14 protein-coding genes are annotated in these 15,941 nt (G+C 47.8%); 7 read left to right on the top strand and 7 right to left on the bottom strand.

The window, feature by feature from the left end:
• Entirely contained in the window at nt 1-1,206 is a 1,206-nt protein-coding gene (gene petH, locus PN462_RS08000; protein ID WP_443029102.1) for a ferredoxin--NADP reductase, read from the bottom strand.
• 1,167 nt (nt 1,207-2,373) lie between these two features.
• Here petH and PN462_RS07995 point away from each other — a divergent pair.
• Nucleotides 2,374-3,381 carry a phosphoribulokinase gene (locus PN462_RS07995; RefSeq protein WP_272127548.1) on the top strand — a complete coding sequence of 336 codons (1,008 nt, stop codon included), beginning with the start codon at nt 2,374-2,376 and terminating at the stop codon, nt 3,379-3,381.
• A 164-nt stretch (nt 3,382-3,545) separates the two neighbouring features.
• On the opposite strand, the gene PN462_RS07990 is transcribed toward PN462_RS07995, so the two are convergent.
• Nucleotides 3,546-3,992, bottom strand: a complete 447-nt coding sequence (locus PN462_RS07990; protein ID WP_272127547.1) for a hypothetical protein — start codon at nt 3,990-3,992, stop codon at nt 3,546-3,548.
• A gap of 218 nt (nt 3,993-4,210) precedes the next feature.
• On the opposite strand from PN462_RS07990, the gene PN462_RS07985 reads away from it, so the two are divergent.
• The 3 genes from PN462_RS07985 (at nt 4,211) to PN462_RS07975 (ending at nt 5,728) form a co-directional block, all read left to right on the top strand.
• Nucleotides 4,211-4,729, top strand: a complete 519-nt coding sequence (locus PN462_RS07985; RefSeq protein WP_272127545.1) for a J domain-containing protein — start codon at nt 4,211-4,213, stop codon at nt 4,727-4,729.
• Nucleotides 4,730-4,870: 141 nt separating this feature from the next.
• Nucleotides 4,871-5,200 carry an MgPME-cyclase complex family protein gene (locus tag PN462_RS07980; RefSeq protein WP_272127544.1) on the top strand — a complete coding sequence of 110 codons (330 nt, stop codon included), beginning with the start codon at nt 4,871-4,873 and terminating at the stop codon, nt 5,198-5,200.
• Between the two features lie 21 nt (nt 5,201-5,221).
• The gene (locus PN462_RS07975; RefSeq protein WP_272127543.1) at nt 5,222-5,728 is read left to right on the top strand and encodes a hypothetical protein; all 507 of its coding nucleotides are present in this window, start codon (nt 5,222-5,224) and stop codon (nt 5,726-5,728) included.
• Here the strand turns inward: PN462_RS07975 and PN462_RS07970 are convergent.
• The 3 genes from PN462_RS07970 to crtE all read right to left on the bottom strand — a co-directional run bounded on the left by PN462_RS07970 (nt 5,725) and on the right by crtE (nt 7,928).
• Nucleotides 5,725-6,312: a Uma2 family endonuclease gene (locus PN462_RS07970; RefSeq protein ID WP_272127542.1), complete on the bottom strand. Its 588-nt coding sequence runs from the start codon at nt 6,310-6,312 to the stop codon at nt 5,725-5,727. The two genes, PN462_RS07975 and PN462_RS07970, sit on opposite strands and share 4 nt — an antisense overlap.
• A 196-nt stretch (nt 6,313-6,508) precedes the next feature.
• Nucleotides 6,509-6,973, bottom strand: coding sequence for a divergent PAP2 family protein (locus PN462_RS07965; RefSeq protein WP_272127541.1), 465 nt, complete (start codon nt 6,971-6,973; stop codon nt 6,509-6,511).
• Nucleotides 6,974-7,007: 34 nt separating this feature from the next.
• Nucleotides 7,008-7,928, bottom strand: a complete 921-nt coding sequence (gene crtE / locus PN462_RS07960; protein ID WP_272127540.1) for a geranylgeranyl diphosphate synthase CrtE — start codon at nt 7,926-7,928, stop codon at nt 7,008-7,010.
• Nucleotides 7,929-8,121: 193 nt separating this feature from the next.
• On the opposite strand from crtE, the gene PN462_RS07955 reads away from it, so the two are divergent.
• Both PN462_RS07955 and PN462_RS07950 read left to right on the top strand, forming a co-directional pair.
• A complete protein-coding gene (locus PN462_RS07955) occupies nt 8,122-8,274 on the top strand; it encodes a hypothetical protein (RefSeq protein ID WP_272127539.1) in 153 nt (50 codons plus the stop codon).
• Nucleotides 8,275-8,521: 247 nt separating this feature from the next.
• Nucleotides 8,522-10,075 carry a dolichyl-phosphate-mannose--protein mannosyltransferase gene (locus PN462_RS07950; protein ID WP_443029103.1) on the top strand — a complete coding sequence of 518 codons (1,554 nt, stop codon included), beginning with the start codon at nt 8,522-8,524 and terminating at the stop codon, nt 10,073-10,075.
• An 84-nt stretch (nt 10,076-10,159) separates the two neighbouring features.
• On the opposite strand, the gene mnmG is transcribed toward PN462_RS07950, so the two are convergent.
• The gene (gene mnmG / locus PN462_RS07945) at nt 10,160-12,079 is read right to left on the bottom strand and encodes a tRNA uridine-5-carboxymethylaminomethyl(34) synthesis enzyme MnmG (protein ID WP_272127537.1); all 1,920 of its coding nucleotides are present in this window, start codon (nt 12,077-12,079) and stop codon (nt 10,160-10,162) included.
• Between the two features lie 282 nt (nt 12,080-12,361).
• Nucleotides 12,362-13,156, bottom strand: a complete 795-nt coding sequence (locus PN462_RS07940) for an SAM-dependent methyltransferase (protein ID WP_272127535.1) — start codon at nt 13,154-13,156, stop codon at nt 12,362-12,364.
• Nucleotides 13,157-13,719: 563 nt separating this feature from the next.
• Here PN462_RS07940 and cimA point away from each other — a divergent pair.
• Complete coding sequence (gene cimA / locus PN462_RS07935; protein ID WP_272127533.1) at nt 13,720-15,348, top strand: citramalate synthase; 1,629 nt, start codon at nt 13,720-13,722, stop codon at nt 15,346-15,348.
• Nucleotides 15,349-15,941: the final 593 nt, after the last annotated feature.

Genomic DNA, 15,941 nt, shown 5'->3' with positions numbered 1-15,941 from the left:
TTAGTACACTTCCACGTGCCAGCGGCCTTCTTTCTTCATAGATTTCCGGAAGTCTTCCCAGTTCATTCCCCGTTGCGCGGCTTCCTGGGTGAAAGTCTCGCTGATGGGGGGTTCCATGCCTTTTAACCCACACATATAGGTGTGGGTATTGGGTTTCTGCATTAATTCAAATAACTCGTCGGCATTTTCGCTCACCCGGTTTTGTACATACATTTTGCCGCCGTCGGCGTTTTTCTGTTCCCGACTGATGGCATAGGTGAGACGGAAATGATCCGGGTTTTCGGCGGCCAGTTTTTCCAGTTCCTCTTGGTACAAGATATTGGCACTATAGGGAATCCCAAAGATGAGCCACGCTTGACCTTTAAATTTGTAGTCTTCGTGGTGTTCTTTGAACATCCGCCAGAGGAAAGCTCGGAAGGGCGCGATCCCTGTTCCAGTGGCTAACATGATCACCGTGGCATTTTCATCATCGGGGAGGAGCATTTCTTTCCCGACCGGCCCAGTAATGGCGACATCATCCCCTTCATTCACGTTACAGAGGAAACTGGAGCAAACCCCGTAAACGGTTTCTCCGGTTTCTGGGTGGTCATAGACTAATTCCCGAACACAGAGAGACACGGTGTTATCATCGCCGCGATCGCCATGACGAGTCGAAGCAATGGAGTACAGGCGCAGTTTATGGGGTTTACCCCGTTCATCTTCCCCAGGAGGAATAATGCCGATACTTTGTCCTTCAAGATAGCGAAGATCGGTATTTCCCACGTCAAAGGTGAGGTGACGAACTCTACCCGAGCCGCCTTCGCGCACCAATTCTGTGTTTTCTACACATTTCCCTGTACAGGGCTTTTTCGGCTTATAGATATTAACGGGAATATCTTTTTTCTTTTTCTCAGTCTTCCCTTGGGTCGTGGGTTTGTTGTCAGCTGCTTTTGACTTAGACCCATTCCCTGCTGCGGTTGCCATTTCCCCTTGGGTTTCCCCGTTTAGGGGTTTAATACTCAAAATTTTTCCCCCTAACCGAGTAATTCGCCGCATTTCTTCGTTCATGCGGTTGTAGGGAACAGTAATAAAGACACTACCACTGCGGCGAACGGGGTATTTTAGTGAGTCGGTTTGTTCATTTTGGCGCAGACCGGCCACTTCATAAACAAACATTCGGCTTCCGAACTCTGTGTTCTGGGTAGAAGAAGCACTATATCCGTACATTGTGATACAAAATCTCCCAACTTATGATTCTGTTAAGCATACTTCATGGTGCGAGTAACAGGGTTCACCGCCTTTCCTCTCACTACTTTTCGCCTCACGTCGCAAGGTCAAAAAGCAGCGACTCTCAAAGCAGTGACTGTTATGGCACTATTATTCAGCCTATCATTGCAAGGTTTCTCAAATCACCAATATTCTCAAATCACCAATAAACATTGGTCTAACCTTGGCCAAAATTATAGCCAGAATCGAACCAAATGGGCCATAGACCCTGAATGACAACGCTGAAATGACCCAATCAGAATCTTGCCCAGATCACAGCATCTCCCTGTTTTATGCCCCAGTATGCCTTACAGCGCGGGGCTTCTAGCGGAATCAGCTCAAGGCGAGTTTGAGCCAATCTTCCTGGAGTCAATCTTCCTGGAGTCAATCTTCCTAGAGTCAATCTTCCTAGAGTCAATCTTCCTAGAGTCAATCTTCTTAGAGTCAATGGTTTAGGAAGTTTGTGAGGGAGCGAAAGCCGTTCGGCGACTTGAGACCTATCCTAGAGATTTTTGGGGTAAAATTGTGTAGCTCTTGTATCTTTTTTAGGATTTCTTTAACAAAAAGGCCCATGCTAATTTAGCATATTTACTACATCGAACAGTACCGAAGGGCATTCGGGAACTGAGGTTCAACGCCTAAACGACTGGGGACAGTTCCGCCTCTGGCTAACTGTTGCGAGAGCAGAGTGAAGTTAAGTGGTCTGGATGAACCAGTAATTCCTCAGCGTGAGCTTGGGGAAATTCTCCCTTTACCAAAAGCCAACTTCTTGGGGATTCCCCCTTGGTCAGGAGGATAATTTTTGATTTGATGGGAGAGTATGTCCATAAGGTAGGCCATCTTTGTCCCTATTCTGCCTTGTAGGGGAATTTCCGTTCTGCTAGAATCCTTTTTATGTTCTAGTATTAAATACCTAAAGAGACTCTTAGGAGACTCTTAGGAGACACTTAGGAGTCTGTCTTTCAAGGAATCCTCTAATTGTAAAGGGGGGCTAGGGCGAGACGGTCGATAGATAAACCCAACTGAAAAGAAAGCGTTTATCTATTTTTTCAGCAAGCCTCTAGGTTGTCAGATGTTAGTCGGCTTAATAAAGATAGCAAGTTTAGTTTTGTATTTAAGAGGGAAGGTATGATCCAGCAATCAGATCGTGTAATTCTTATTGGAGTAGCAGGAGACTCAGGTTGTGGTAAATCAACATTTTTACGCCGTCTAGCCGATTTATTTGGCGAAGAATTTATGACGGTGATTTGTTTAGATGACTATCATAGTCTTGATCGTAAAGGCAGAAAAGCGGCAGGGGTAACAGCACTAAACCCGAAAGCGAATAACTTTGACTTGATGTATGAGCAAGTCAAGGCCATCAAAGAAGGCAATGCGATCGATAAACCCATTTATAATCACGAAACCGGGGAACTCGACCCACCGGAACGGATTGAACCCAATAAAGTGATTGTGATTGAAGGATTACACCCTCTCTACGATGAGCGTGTGCGGGAATTAATTGATTTTGGGGTTTATCTCGATATCAGTGACGAAGTGAAAATTAACTGGAAAATCCAGCGTGACATGGCTGAACGGGGTCATACTTACGAGGATATTCTCGCTTCGATTAATGCCAGGAAGCCAGACTTCAAAGCCTATATTGAACCTCAAAAAGAGTTTGCGGATGTGGTTCTCCAAGTCCTTCCCACTCAACTCATTGAGGATAAAGAAAGTAAATATCTGCGCGTGCGCTTAATTCAGAAAGATGGTGTAGAACACTTTGATCCCGTTTATCTGTTTGATGAAGGGTCCACGATTGACTGGCGGCCTTGTGGTCGGAAGTTAACTTGTAGCTATCCAGGTCTGAAAATGTTCTACGGCCCTGATAGCTATATGGGTCATGAGGTGTCGATGTTAGAACTGGATGGTCGCTTTGATAACATCGAGGAAATGATTTATGTGGAAAGTCATTTAAGTAATACGGGGACTCGCTATTACGGAGAAATGACCGAATTACTGCTGAAACATAAAGACTATCCGGGGTCAAATAACGGGACGGGTTTATTCCAAGTTCTCGTGGGTTTGAAAATGCGCGAAACTTACGAAGCCATCACCGGAACAGGCAAGTCTCAAAAAGTGGCGGCTAAAGTGTAGCAGTAGAAGGAAGTTGCTTCGCATTCAAGGGATATTGGGTGCGAAGTCTTCTGATGCGGAATACGGATTGCCCTCACCCCCTAACCCCCTCTCCCAACCTTGGGAGAGGGGGAACAACAGTCTATTATGAGTGTCAGATATTCGGATGCGTCCTTTTCGCTTGTTTATTCGCTGGGGGGGTCGATTTTTTCTTGAATGGCCGCCGCTAACCGTCTAGGTTGATCTGTACCGATGCGGAATTGTTTCCCGGAGGTGAAGGTGAGTTCTACGGCATCTAACCCGGAGACGTTGAACATCCACCCTTTGGGAGTGAGGCGAATGCCCCATCCGTAATACCAAGGGTTACGGACGGTGGTGACTGCGGTGATGTCGGAGAGGGAAAAAGATTTACGAATTAAGCCAATGCCAAAGCGACATTGAAGGGTATTGCCGTTAATTTCTACGGTTAATGTGCCGAATAGGGTTAACAGCACGACTAAAAAGATAATGGTGGCGGCTGGAATAATCCAGTATCCGTTGTCACTGTTGAGCCAGACTACAATCATGATGCCAATAATGATCGCCACGAGAACAAAAATGATTGTGCCAATTTGCGTGTGTTGATAGGCCATGGTTTCACCCCACGGGAGAATGATGTTGATGTTTTTTCAAGGTTCGTTGAATTTTTTGAACAACGGTTGAGCGCAGTCCCCATCTAAAACCACAAGATAGTGAAACTCTTTTTCAGGATACAATACTAGCTTGGGCGTGATTTTGCGGTCTAGCGGGAGAAGGGCGTATTGTGGGAGAGTTGGGATAATGAAACCAATTCGACAGGGTAAAAAGAGTGATGAATCTGGTGGATTGTTATCAAATTTTAGGGTTGCCTGTGGGGGCAGAGTTGGGGCAAGTTAAGGCTTCTTATCGCCAGTTGGCTCGACAGTATCATCCTGATGTGAATCCTCAAAAGGGGGGACCGGGGGAGGCGAAGTTTATTGAGATTACGGAGGCGTATCAAGTTTTATTACGGGCTTTGAGTCCGTCTGGGGCTTCTGTGAGTCCTCTGCCGTTAACGGTTCAGGAACAGGGGTTAAAACGGCAGACGTATGAGCAGTTACAGGGGTTGTTAAAGGCGCGTCGGTTTGCTCGCGCGATCGCGCTGGTGGAGGGGTTGGCGATTCGCTTGCCCCAGGATGCGGAGGTGCGACAATGGCAAGCGATCGCCTACCATTGTTGGGGTCGTCATTTGCTCACCCAACGACAATGGCAAAAAGCCCGTCTCTATTTGCATAAGGCGAAACGGATTGACCCCTATAATCGCTCTTTGGTGGCGGAGGTGGAAAAAGCCTTAAATCAGCTTGAGCGATGACCCATTGGAGCAACACCCCGATTACGGTAGAATAGGATTTTGGAGCGAATTTACTGGGGCGAACCCTAACGACCCATAGTTCCCCCACCCTGAACATAACAGTTTAGTTAGTTTGACCCAGAAAAGCGGTTTAAGAGTACAATGCCTACTTATCACTACGTTCTCGCTAGTCAAAAGTTTTTACTTGAAGAAGAACCCCTTGAGGAGGTTTTACAGGAAAGAACCCGGTATTATCAGGAACACAATAAGGAGATGGATTTTTGGTTGGTGAAACAGCCGGCTTTTTTGGAAGCTCCGGAAATGGCGGAGGCGAAGGCGAAATGTCCTCAACCTTCGGTGGCCATTGTTTCCACTAATTCCCAGTTTATTGACTGGCTCAAGTTGCGTTTAGAATATGTCCTCCAAGGGAGGTTTTCTGCGCCGTCTGAGACGATTCCTGATCCCTTGGCTTCTATGGAAACGGTGTCTTAAATGATCAGGAAACAGTGACTTATGAAAGAGTGGCGGTTATTGCTCAAGGTGGGACTCTTGGCTATGCTGGGCGGAGGGGAACTCCTGTGTCTCTTGGGGGGAGGGGAGAGTTATGCCCAGTCTTCTTTCTGGACGGGGAGGACGGGGGAGGCGGCGATTCTCGCGCAATTCCCTTCCCCCTCTCTAGACAGTCAAGCTATTCCGAGCAAAAAGCCTCAGCAACTCCCCCCAGTCACTGCTACCCCTGAAGGGATAAGTTATAACCCCCAGCCCCTCAGCCGGGGTTATGCGGTTTTAGTGAATTATTTTAATAATCCCCAAATCGCCCAACAGGTAGAAACTACGATAGATCAAGAGGTAGGATTGGTGGTGTACTTTGGCCGGCCTTATCTGTTAGCCACTTATACGGACAATGTAGAAACAGCCAGTGGAATTTTACAGGAATTGAGCGATCGCGGCTTTTCGGCCATGATGGTCAATAGTGAACGGGTAATTCTCTTAACCCCCCAAGTCCAACTTTCTGATTAAATCTCCCCTTGTAACAATTGGGTGACAGTGAGGGGAAAATCCGGATACGTTGGGGAAATAATCCGTGCTTCTCCTGTAAAGACAGCTTCGTCATACCATCCCTCAGAAAGGGTAAACACCGTCACTTTTTCCTCTAAGGGATCAATCACCCAATATTCAGGAATATCTAAAACACTATATTCGGAGCGTTTAGCGCGATAATCAATACTTTGGGAGGACGGACTCACCACTTCCACCACCAAAACCGGAGGACTGTCTCCTAAACGAATGACCGCTTCTTGGTTTTGTAAGGTTCTCCATTGCTCTTTGGGGAGGACTAAAACATCGGGAATGCGGACTGTCTCCCATTTTTCCCCTCTCGGAGATTGTACCCCAACGACACTCTGCAATGCTGTCCACTGATGTCCCGTGCGATCGCTTTCTTGGTCGAACATCTGTACGAGTCGTTTTCCTAGTTCCCCATGTCGTCCTGTTCCTAACCCCATTGGAATTAATTCCCCATTGACTAATTCATAACAGGTATCAGTCTCATCACTATAATTGAGATAATCCGTTAAACTCAATCGCTTTGTTGTTACTCCCATAGAACCTCTGAGCGAAAAGCAAAATTATCCACTATCAATTATCCACTCAGCTGTCACACATTTAAATTGGGATACCGTAGCGACCAAGACTTGTCCTGAACGGAGTTGAAGGATGGTCTCACTACAGGATTTCTAGAATTCTGGATATTTTGATTTAGATAATGAACAGCTGATCAATTATCCATTATTATATTAATTATCCCCCTCTCACCATCATCCCTGCTAAAATCGAGGTACTAATCCCCAACGCTAACCCCATTAATACCTGAAAGGGAGTGTGGCCTAATAACTCTTTTAACCGTTCCTCATCAAATTCTTTCCCCTCTTGAAACATCTCATCAAGAATTTGATTGAGGATGCGAGCTTGTTTCCCTACTGCTTGACGGACTCCGGCGGCATCATACATGACAATAACCGCAAAAAGGCAAGCGATCGCAAACTCGGTACTCGACCATCCCTTCACCTGTCCCACTCCCGTGGCCAACGCAGCAACCAGCGCAGAATGCGCACTCGGCATCCCCCCGGTACTAAACAACATTTTGATATTCACCGAGCCATGTTGAACAAATCCAATCACCAATTTCATGGCTTGGGCGAGCAGACAGGCTATGATGGCAACCAAGAGTATTTGATTGCTGAAGATTTCGCCAAAATCGTGCATGGTCGGTTGTTTCTCTTGTAGGTGTAACGTTACTTTAATTCTTACGGGCCGTAATATATTGAGCTAATGCTTTGAGGGGAATAGCCTTGTCGCCATAGTGATCGAGGGAGGCGATCGCTTCTGCAATCAACTGATCCGCCTCCTGTTTCGACTTTTCCAATCCCCACAAACTCGGATACGTCACCTTTTGGGCTTGTAAATCCTTTCCAGCCGTTTTCCCTAACTCCTCTTGAGTGGCCGTAATATCGAGAATGTCATCAATAATCTGGAACGCCAAACCAATATTTTGTGCGTATTTCGCCAACCGTTGTAGATCGTCCTCTGTTGCTCCCGCTAAAATCGCCCCACACACCACACAGGCTTCTAATAACGCGCCTGTTTTATGAGTATGAATATAGTGGAGGGTTTCGACTGTCGTATCCGTCTTTCCTTCTGATTCCAAATCCACCACTTGGCCGCCCACCACACCAGCCGGACCAAAGGCTCGCGCTAGGACACCAATCACTCGTAAGACTTGTTGGGGGAGAACATTTTCAGTTTGAGTGGCGATCCATTCAAACGCATAGGTGAGGAGGGCATCCCCGGCTAAAACCGCCATATCCTCCCCATAAACCTTATGATTGGTCAATTTACCGCGACGGTAGTCGTCATTATCCATGGCGGGTAAATCATCATGGATCAGCGACATGGTGTGAACCATCTCCAACGCACAGGCTGTAGGCATGGCCATGGCTGCTGTCCCCCCGATTAACTCACAGGTGGCTAAACAGAGAATGGGACGCAAGCGTTTGCCGCCTGCCAGTAGAGAATAGCGCATTGCCTCATAAATCGTGGCAGGCTCTGCTAGGGGGACTGCGGCCTCTAGGGCCGCTTCTACCTCTCCTTTCTGTTGGTTGAGGTAGGTTTTGAGATCAAAGGTTTGGGGATGAGCAAGTTGTTCGTCCGTTGTGACCATGCCCTGCTTGAACTAATGGATTTGCTCTCATTATTCTACAGGGATTTGGTCACGGGATTAGGGTTTCTCCCTAAGTTTCCCCCCTAAGAGACAAGATGAAGCGGGTGATACCCAGGGGGAGATGAGACTAAAATTGCGATTTTGCCAAGAAAATTTTAGAATAGTTAATATAAGTTAACAATCCATTAAATTCATGATTTTAGCAACTGTATTACTGTTGAGTTTGGCAGCGATCGCGCTTTACTGGGAATTGGGTACAGAAGATCAAACAGAACTCGACACTGTGGCCATTCCCGTAGAAGTGCGCACTGATGAGGAGATAGCTTTTCACTCCCGTCGTCGTTAAACCCTTGTTTGCCATTCTCCACCAGAGCAGATCATCTAGGGTTGATCTGCTCTCTTTATTTTATGGGGTCAAATGTCTTGACAAATAAAATAAAATGTTTGATGAGGAAGGGTGACAGGCGATCGCGCGTCTCTCTCCCCACGCTACAACCCACACCCCATCAAAATTCTGGGGAGTTTCTCCCGCATTAAGGATCAACACCTGCTAACGTAAAAGATAAAGCAAGACCTTGCGATCCCCAGAGGAGATCACCTTGGATAGACAACCCATTGGCCTGACCATTCCTTGGTTTAAACTCGCATTAGCGGGGATTTTTATCCTTTCCCTGGTATTGCGGTTTTGGCGACTGGGGCAATTTAACACCCTGGTCTTTGATGAAGTCTATTATCCCGTCTTCGCCAATCGTTACTTAATTGGTGAACCCGTGTATAATGCCCATCCTCCCCTCAGTCAATTAATCATCGCCGTAGGAATGTGGATCGGATCCCACTTACCCTTTGGCCAAGACACCGCCAACGCTTTAACCGGATCACTGCGAACCACCTTTAGTTATCGGTGGTTCAATGCCTTAACTGGATCCTTTATTCCCGTAGTGGTGGGACTGCTGGCCTATCAGCTTACCTCACGGCGGAGTTATGGCGCGATCGCTGCCTTCCTCATGGCCTTAGACGGATTATTCCTCGTCGAATCCCGCTACGGGTTAAATAACATCTACCTCGTCTTCTTCGGCCTCCTAGGACACCTCTGCCTCTTACTGGCCCTACGTCATCCCCGTTGGAGTCCCCCTCCCCCCCGGCATTTCCGCGACTATCGCCAAGGGAAATTTCGCCTAATTCGCATCATCAGCGATCGCGTAACCGCCTACTTCCGAGACCCCCCACCCCTACAACGCCGGCATAAACTCACCCTCGCCGGAATCTTCCTCGGTTTGGCCGCCGCCATCAAATGGAATGGCCTAGGCTTTTTACTCGGCATTTATCTCCTCTGGATCATCGCCTGGATACTACGTCTGAGTTACAACAATCGCCCCCTCACCCCCTCCAAACCCCAATCCAACCCCCTCCCCAACCTCACCCAACTCAACCCCCTCCATCTATTCAGCTACTTTGCCCTAATTCCCAGTCTCACCTATGCTGCCACCTGGGTCCCTCATCTCATCATGAACCCCAACCCCGGATTCTGGCAGATGCAGCAAGAAATCCTCACCTTTCACCAACGCATCGGCAGTGGGTCAGCAGTCCATCCCTATTGTTCCCCTTGGTATAGTTGGTTAATCATGGGGCGGCCCGTAGCCTATTTTTATCACACCGCCCGCAACCCTCAAGAGATGATCCCCGCCTATCCCCCCTTACCTAGTGGGGCCGGGAAAATCATTTATGATGTTCATGCCATGGGGAATCCCCTGCTGTGGTGGTTATCCACCGTCGCCATTATTTTATTTGCCCTCTTAATCCTACAACGCTTCCTATCGGGCAACAGTCGAACCCTCTTATTTACCCCAGCCACCGGCCTCAGCCTCTATTTAGTCTGCAATTATGCCGCCAATCTTCTCCCCTGGATACCCGTCACACGCTGTTTATTTCTCTATCACTACATGGCCGCCTTAGTCTTCGCCATTCTGGCCATTGCTTGGATTCTCGACGTTTGGTTACAGAGTTCCTATTATGTGTATCGTCAGGGGGCCATCGCCATTCTCCTCGCCATTCTCCTCGCCTTTCTCTTTTGGTTGCCCCTCTATATCGGCCTCCCCCTCTCCCCCCAAGGCTATCAAATGCGAATGTGGTTTTCCTCTTGGATATAAAATATTAATGGAGGAGATAGGGAAGATGAGGGTAATGGGAGAGAACTAATTACCAATTACCAATTATCAATCACCAATTATCAATTATCCATTAACCCCCACCATCTCTTTCTTCCGGTTTTGTACCTCCAAATAAATCAACAACGCATTAATATCCGCAGGGTTAACCCCTCCAATTCTCGATGCTTGGCCAATGGTTAACGGACGCACCTTCGCTAACTTCTCCCGTGACTCCATAGACAACGTATCAATAGCCATATAATCTAAATCTTCCGGTAACTGGCGATTAGCGTGTTTGCTAATTTGGTCAATCTGATTTTGTTGGCGTTGAATATAACCGGAATATTTAATATCAATTTCCGCGCCTTCTTTCTCTGCCTTATTTAATTCCGGATTATCTAAGCCATAATGTTCTAAACTACCATAATGAAACCCAGACCGCCGCAACAAGTCCGCCAAAGTAATTGACCCCTTAATGCGCTGTTGCGTGTCGGCAAAAATGCGTTTGCCCAGTTCATCGTGTTCTTTCACACGGGTATTCTGTAACCGTTCTTTTTCTGCCGCAATGTTACGATATTTGCTTTGGAATAACGCCCAGCGACGGTCATCAATTAAGCCAATTTCTCGACCCAACGGGGTTAACCGTTGGTCAGCATTATCAGACCGTAACAGGAGACGATATTCGGAACGAGAAGTCAGCATCCGATAGGGTTCGCGCAAGTCTTTTGTACACAGATCATCAATTAATGTCCCCAGATAACTTTGTTCACGGGGGAACACCAACATCTCTTGGCCGCGCACAAAACGAACCGCATTAATGCCCGCTACAATGCCTTGGGCAGCAGCTTCCTCATATCCCGTTGTTCCATTCAACTGGCCGGCGGCAAATAACCCTTCGATATATTTCGTCATCAAGGTGGGATAACATTGAGTTGCCGGGAGATAGTCATATTCCACTGCATAAGCAGGCCGCAACATAACACAGTTTTCCATCCCCGGTAACGTCCGCAGCATGGCTAATTGTAGATTCTCCGGTAGTCCCGTCGAGAACCCTTGAATGTACAATTCGGGAATGTCTCGCCCTTCCGGTTCAATAAAAATTTGGTGGGAGTCCTTATGGGCAAAACGGACAATTTTATCCTCAATGCTGGGACAATACCGGGGCCCTTTGGCATCAATAAACCCGCCATATACCGGAGAGAGGTGTAAATTATCTTGAATGAGTTGGTGGGTTTCGGGGGTGGTGCGGGTGAGGTAACAGTTCATTTGCTCTTGTTCCACCCACGCTTCGGGATCAAAACTAAACCAGCGCAATTCCTCATCTGGGGGTTGCACTTCCATTTTGCTGTAGTCCACAGACCGCTTGTCCACGCGGGCCGGTGTTCCGGTTTTCAAGCGTCCGGTTTCAAACCCTAACTGGTTTAAGGTGTCTGTGAGGCCAATGGCGGCAAATTCTCCGGCCCGGCCTGCGGGCATGGATTTATTCCCCACCCAGATACAACCGCCTAAAAACGTGCCTGTGGTGATAATGACGGCTTTGGCGGCAAAGTTGGCCCCAAAGTAGGTTTGCACCCCTAAAACCTCGTCATTTCTGCCCAGAACGAGGTCTGTGGCCATGCCTTCGCGGATGACTAAGTTTTCTTGGTTTTCCACCACATTTTTCATCACCCGGCTATATTCCCGTTTATCGGTTTGGGCCCGTAAGGCCCAGACGGCGGGACCCCGTGAGGAGTTGAGGACGCGCTTTTGTAGGTAGGTGCGATCGGCCATTTTACCAATTTCCCCGCCGAGGGCATCCACTTCATGGGCCAGTTGGGATTTGGCGGGGCCGCCGACTGCGGGGTTGCAGGGTTGCCAGGCAATTTTATCGAGGTTGAGGGTAAGCATGAGTGTCCGACACCCCAACCGCGCCCCGGCAAGGGCGGCTTCGCAACCGGAGTGACCTGCACCGATGACGATAATGTCGAATTCGTCTTGGAATTCAATGGGGGTTTGTGGTGTCATTTTTTTATTGGTTGTTGGTTGTTGGTTGTTTGCTCTTTGTTATGGGTTGTTTATTCTTTGTTCTCCCGAAACTCCCAATTACTCTCGGTGAAACTCAATCAAAATGGGCTGAAAGCCTTGTGCTAATTAGTTTCTGACCTTCTTTTTCGGCTCAGTTTTTACTTCCTCCTTCCTTCTGCCATCTTCCTTCTGCCCTCTGCCCTCTGCCCTCTGCCCTCTGCCTTCGGATGCTGTTAATTATCAATTATTCACTATCCATTATCCACTATCCACTATCCACTATCAACTATCTTTGGTTGCATGAATAATGAAGGTGCGGGCTGTGTCGGGGATGTCTCTGTCGAGTGGGGGGGGTTTGCAACGGCCAAAACTCGCGCCGTCGTCGCCGGGTTGAAAGACTTGGGTGGTCCATCCGTAGTCGGAGAGGACGACTTCGGGGATATCTACACCGGAGCGAAAATAGACTCGATAGGGATCATTATCAATTACGGCTTTCCGGTTGACTAAATCTAGACCAATGTGACTCCCTGGGGCTGTCATGCGACTGACGGTTTGTAGGAGGGTGTGGGCATCGGCTTCGTTGAGATACATGAGAAGTCCTTCTAAGAGCCAGATGGAGGCTTGGCTGCTGTCGTATCCGGCGGCGAATAACCGGGGAGTCCAGAGTTTGGTTAAATCGGCTGCGATCGCGTGCCGTTCACATTTGGGCATCACGTTGGCTAATTCTACGTTTTTATACTCTAGAATCTCTGCGTAGTCTAATTCGTAGAGTTGTAAGTCACGGGGAAGGGCTAAACGAAACGCTCTTGTATCCATTCCCGCGGCCAAAATCACCACTTGCTTGATAGGAGGGGCGTGTTTGAGTAATAAGTCATCAAACATCCGGGTGCGAATGACCACAAAATTTTGATCTTGGGGAGTCACTTGTTTATCTAAGAGACTCATAGCCTCCTTCCCGGCCAGTTGGGCCGCAAAGGGATCGCTAAAAATGCGATCGCGACGCTCCGTTTCTTGGGCGCGAATGGCTGCCATCAAATAGGCAGAATAAGAAACAAATTGTTCAGGAGAACGAATCATGATGCCCACCTAAAAACGAGTTATGGTCTCTTTTCCCGACAAACGACTGTACTTTCCCATAAATCATAGGTCTGACAAAACACGGACTCAAGACAGGGCCCACGCACCTCGCCAATCACCGACGGAGTTGACCAAAGACGATATATCTAAGATTACGGGTCTTTTCTCATAAATTTCAACCCTTTCTAGGGTAATCCATCTCCTAGGACCTGTCGCCAAGTCCCTGTCCTTTAATCAAGACGCTCGGTTCGAGTGAGACTCCGCTTAAATTTAACATGATCAAGTCCCCACTGTGCTTGATAAAGGTTTCCTTGGGAAGGAATTTGCCCAAGACCCACGGCTGATAAAGTAACTCAAGGACAGACATATCGAGGAGTCAAACGCTAGGATCAGACTGGCCATAATAACACAAGGCGAAAAACTGTAATTTCTTCTGCAATAGCGGTGAAGCTCACAGGTTAAGATAAAACTTTATCTGGATTGAGCCGCATCTCGGCCTCTTTCTCCTCACTCCTCCCAGTAGAGGGACTTTTGACCATTGACCCAGAGGACTAAATTCAATTATGAATACTACTAAACAAATTTGGCTCTACGATACAACCCTACGGGATGGCGCACAACGGGAAGGCATCTCCCTCTCCCTCGAAGATAAATTAAAAATTGTTCGCCAACTGGATGAAATGGGCATTCCCTTTATTGAAGGAGGATGGCCAGGGGCCAATCCCAAAGATGTCCAGTTTTTCTGGCAACTCCAAGAAACTCCCCTGAAAAACTCCCAAGTCGTGGCCTTCTGTTCCACCCGTCGCCCCAACAAAGTCGCGGCAGAGGATTCCATGCTACAAGCCATTCTCGCCGCCAAAACCCATTGGGTGACAATTTTCGGCAAGTCTTGGGATATGCACGTCACAGAAGGGCTTAAAACCACCTTAGAGGAAAATTTGGCCATGATCCGGGATACGATTCAGTTTCTGCGATCGCAAGGCCGTAGAGTCATTTATGATGCTGAACATTGGTTTGATGGCTATAAACAAAACCCGGACTACGCCCTACAAACCCTAAAAGCCGCTTGGGAAGCCGGGGCTGAATGGTTAGTCTTTTGTGACACCAATGGGGGAACATTGCCCCACGAAATTACCCAAATTGTCCAAGCGGTTTATACTGCCTTTCCCGACTTAAAAACCCAAGCCGATGCCCCCCAACTGGGGATTCACACCCATAATGATGCCGGGACCGCCGTGGCCAATGCCCTTGCTTCAGTCCAAGAAGGAGTCACCATGGTACAAGGCACAATGAATGGCTATGGAGAACGCTGCGGCAACGCCAACCTCTGCACCCTCATCCCCAACTTACAACTCAAATTAGGACTACACTGTCTAGCCGATGAGCAACTGCAAAAACTCAGTCGCACCAGTCGTTTCATCAGCGAAATTGCCAACTTAGCCCCCGATGATCACGCCCCCTTCGTCGGACGCTCCGCCTTTGCCCACAAGGGAGGGATTCACGTTTCTGCCGTCCAACGCAACCCTCTCACCTATGAACATATTGAACCGGAAACGATTGGCAATCAACGGCGCATTGTTGTATCCGATCAATCTGGGTTAAGTAATGTCATCTCCAAAGCCAAAAGTTTCGGCATTGATCTCAACTCCAAAGATGAAACCTGCCGGACCATTTTACAAAACCTCAAAGACTTAGAAAATCAGGGCTATCAATTTGAGGCTGCCGAAGCCAGTTTTGAACTCTTAATGCGAACCGCGTTAGGCCAACGTCAGCAACTCTTTACCCTCAAAGGCTTCCAAGTCCATTGTGATGTCCCCCAAGGGGTGGATTATTCCATCAGTAATGCCCTCGCAACCATTAAAGTGGCCGTCAATGGGGAAGAAATGCTAGAAGTAGCCGAAGGGAATGGCCCTGTATCTGCCCTCGACTCGGCATTACGCAAAGCCCTTGTTAAGTTTTACCCCGAAATTGCCCATTTTTACCTAACCGACTACAAAGTACGAATTTTAGATAGTAATTCCGGGACTGCGGCCAAAACACGGGTTTTAGTCGAATCTAGCAATGGGGAACAACGCTGGACTACTGTAGGCGTTTCCACGAATATCATTGATGCTTCCTATCATGCAGTGGTTGAGGGAATTGAATATGGGTTAATCTTTAAAACCCCCCAAAAACCTGTCACGGTAGGGTAGATTGATTGTGGGTTGTTAGTGGGATGGTGCGTTACCAAAAAATGTTGGGTCTAAAGCCTCGCCCTTTTAGGGCGACTTTTACCCGTTTAATTCACGCTCTAATAATTGATGCTATAGTATTTTAATTATTGGTTAGGCAAGGTAGGGTGCGTTAGCGGAGCGTAACGCACCATTTAGGCAAGGTAGCAAGGTAGGGTGCGTTAGCGGAGCGTAACGCACCATTTAGGCAAGGTAGCAAGGTAGGGTGCGTTAGCGGAGCGTAACGCACCATTTAGGCAAGGTAGGGTGCGTTAGCGGAGCGTAACGCACCATTTGGGCTGGCTTCAAAGCATTTTTGACCACAGAGCGGATTAATAATTTTTTGTATTTCTTGGGGGTTAAAAGTGTTTGATTTTTGTATAGTAGCAATAATATAATAAAATCAAACCTTGACTGCGTAAACGTTTTAGATTTATTCAATGACCCCCACCTACTTCGTGAGGTGGGGGAGTGGGGAGAGATAACCTTCCCGTAGCTGCGAATAGCTCTCCAGGGGTATTGCGGATTAACACTACTGGTCGTTTCTCTAGACCGGATTAGCTGTAAGGGGGCGG

Origin of the sequence: Spirulina sp. CS-785/01 (genome assembly GCF_028330525.1) — a bacterium.
Taxonomy (GTDB): Bacteria; Cyanobacteriota; Cyanobacteriia; order Cyanobacteriales; family Spirulinaceae; genus JAQMSD01.
This window is presented reverse-complemented; position numbering and strand designations above follow the sequence as displayed.

Excerpts from the sequence above, each read along its gene's own strand:
- PN462_RS07940 (WP_272127535.1), bottom strand. The coding sequence starts at position 13,156 with ATGATTCGTTCTCCTGAACAATTTGTTTCTTATTCTGCCTATTTGATG.
- PN462_RS07995 (WP_272127548.1), top strand. The coding sequence starts at position 2,374 with ATGATCCAGCAATCAGATCGTGTAATTCTTATTGGAGTAGCAGGAGAC.
- PN462_RS07975 (WP_272127543.1), top strand. The coding sequence starts at position 5,222 with ATGAAAGAGTGGCGGTTATTGCTCAAGGTGGGACTCTTGGCTATGCTG.
- PN462_RS07955 (WP_272127539.1), top strand. The coding sequence starts at position 8,122 with ATGATTTTAGCAACTGTATTACTGTTGAGTTTGGCAGCGATCGCGCTT.
- petH (WP_443029102.1), bottom strand. The coding sequence starts at position 1,206 with ATGTACGGATATAGTGCTTCTTCTACCCAGAACACAGAGTTCGGAAGC.
- mnmG (WP_272127537.1), bottom strand. The coding sequence starts at position 12,079 with ATGACACCACAAACCCCCATTGAATTCCAAGACGAATTCGACATTATC.
- crtE (WP_272127540.1), bottom strand. The coding sequence starts at position 7,928 with ATGGTCACAACGGACGAACAACTTGCTCATCCCCAAACCTTTGATCTC.
- PN462_RS07980 (WP_272127544.1), top strand. The coding sequence starts at position 4,871 with ATGCCTACTTATCACTACGTTCTCGCTAGTCAAAAGTTTTTACTTGAA.
- PN462_RS07965 (WP_272127541.1), bottom strand. The coding sequence starts at position 6,973 with ATGCACGATTTTGGCGAAATCTTCAGCAATCAAATACTCTTGGTTGCC.
- cimA (WP_272127533.1), top strand. The coding sequence starts at position 13,720 with ATGAATACTACTAAACAAATTTGGCTCTACGATACAACCCTACGGGAT.
- PN462_RS07970 (WP_272127542.1), bottom strand. The coding sequence starts at position 6,312 with ATGGGAGTAACAACAAAGCGATTGAGTTTAACGGATTATCTCAATTAT.
- PN462_RS07985 (WP_272127545.1), top strand. The coding sequence starts at position 4,211 with ATGAATCTGGTGGATTGTTATCAAATTTTAGGGTTGCCTGTGGGGGCA.
- PN462_RS07990 (WP_272127547.1), bottom strand. The coding sequence starts at position 3,992 with ATGGCCTATCAACACACGCAAATTGGCACAATCATTTTTGTTCTCGTG.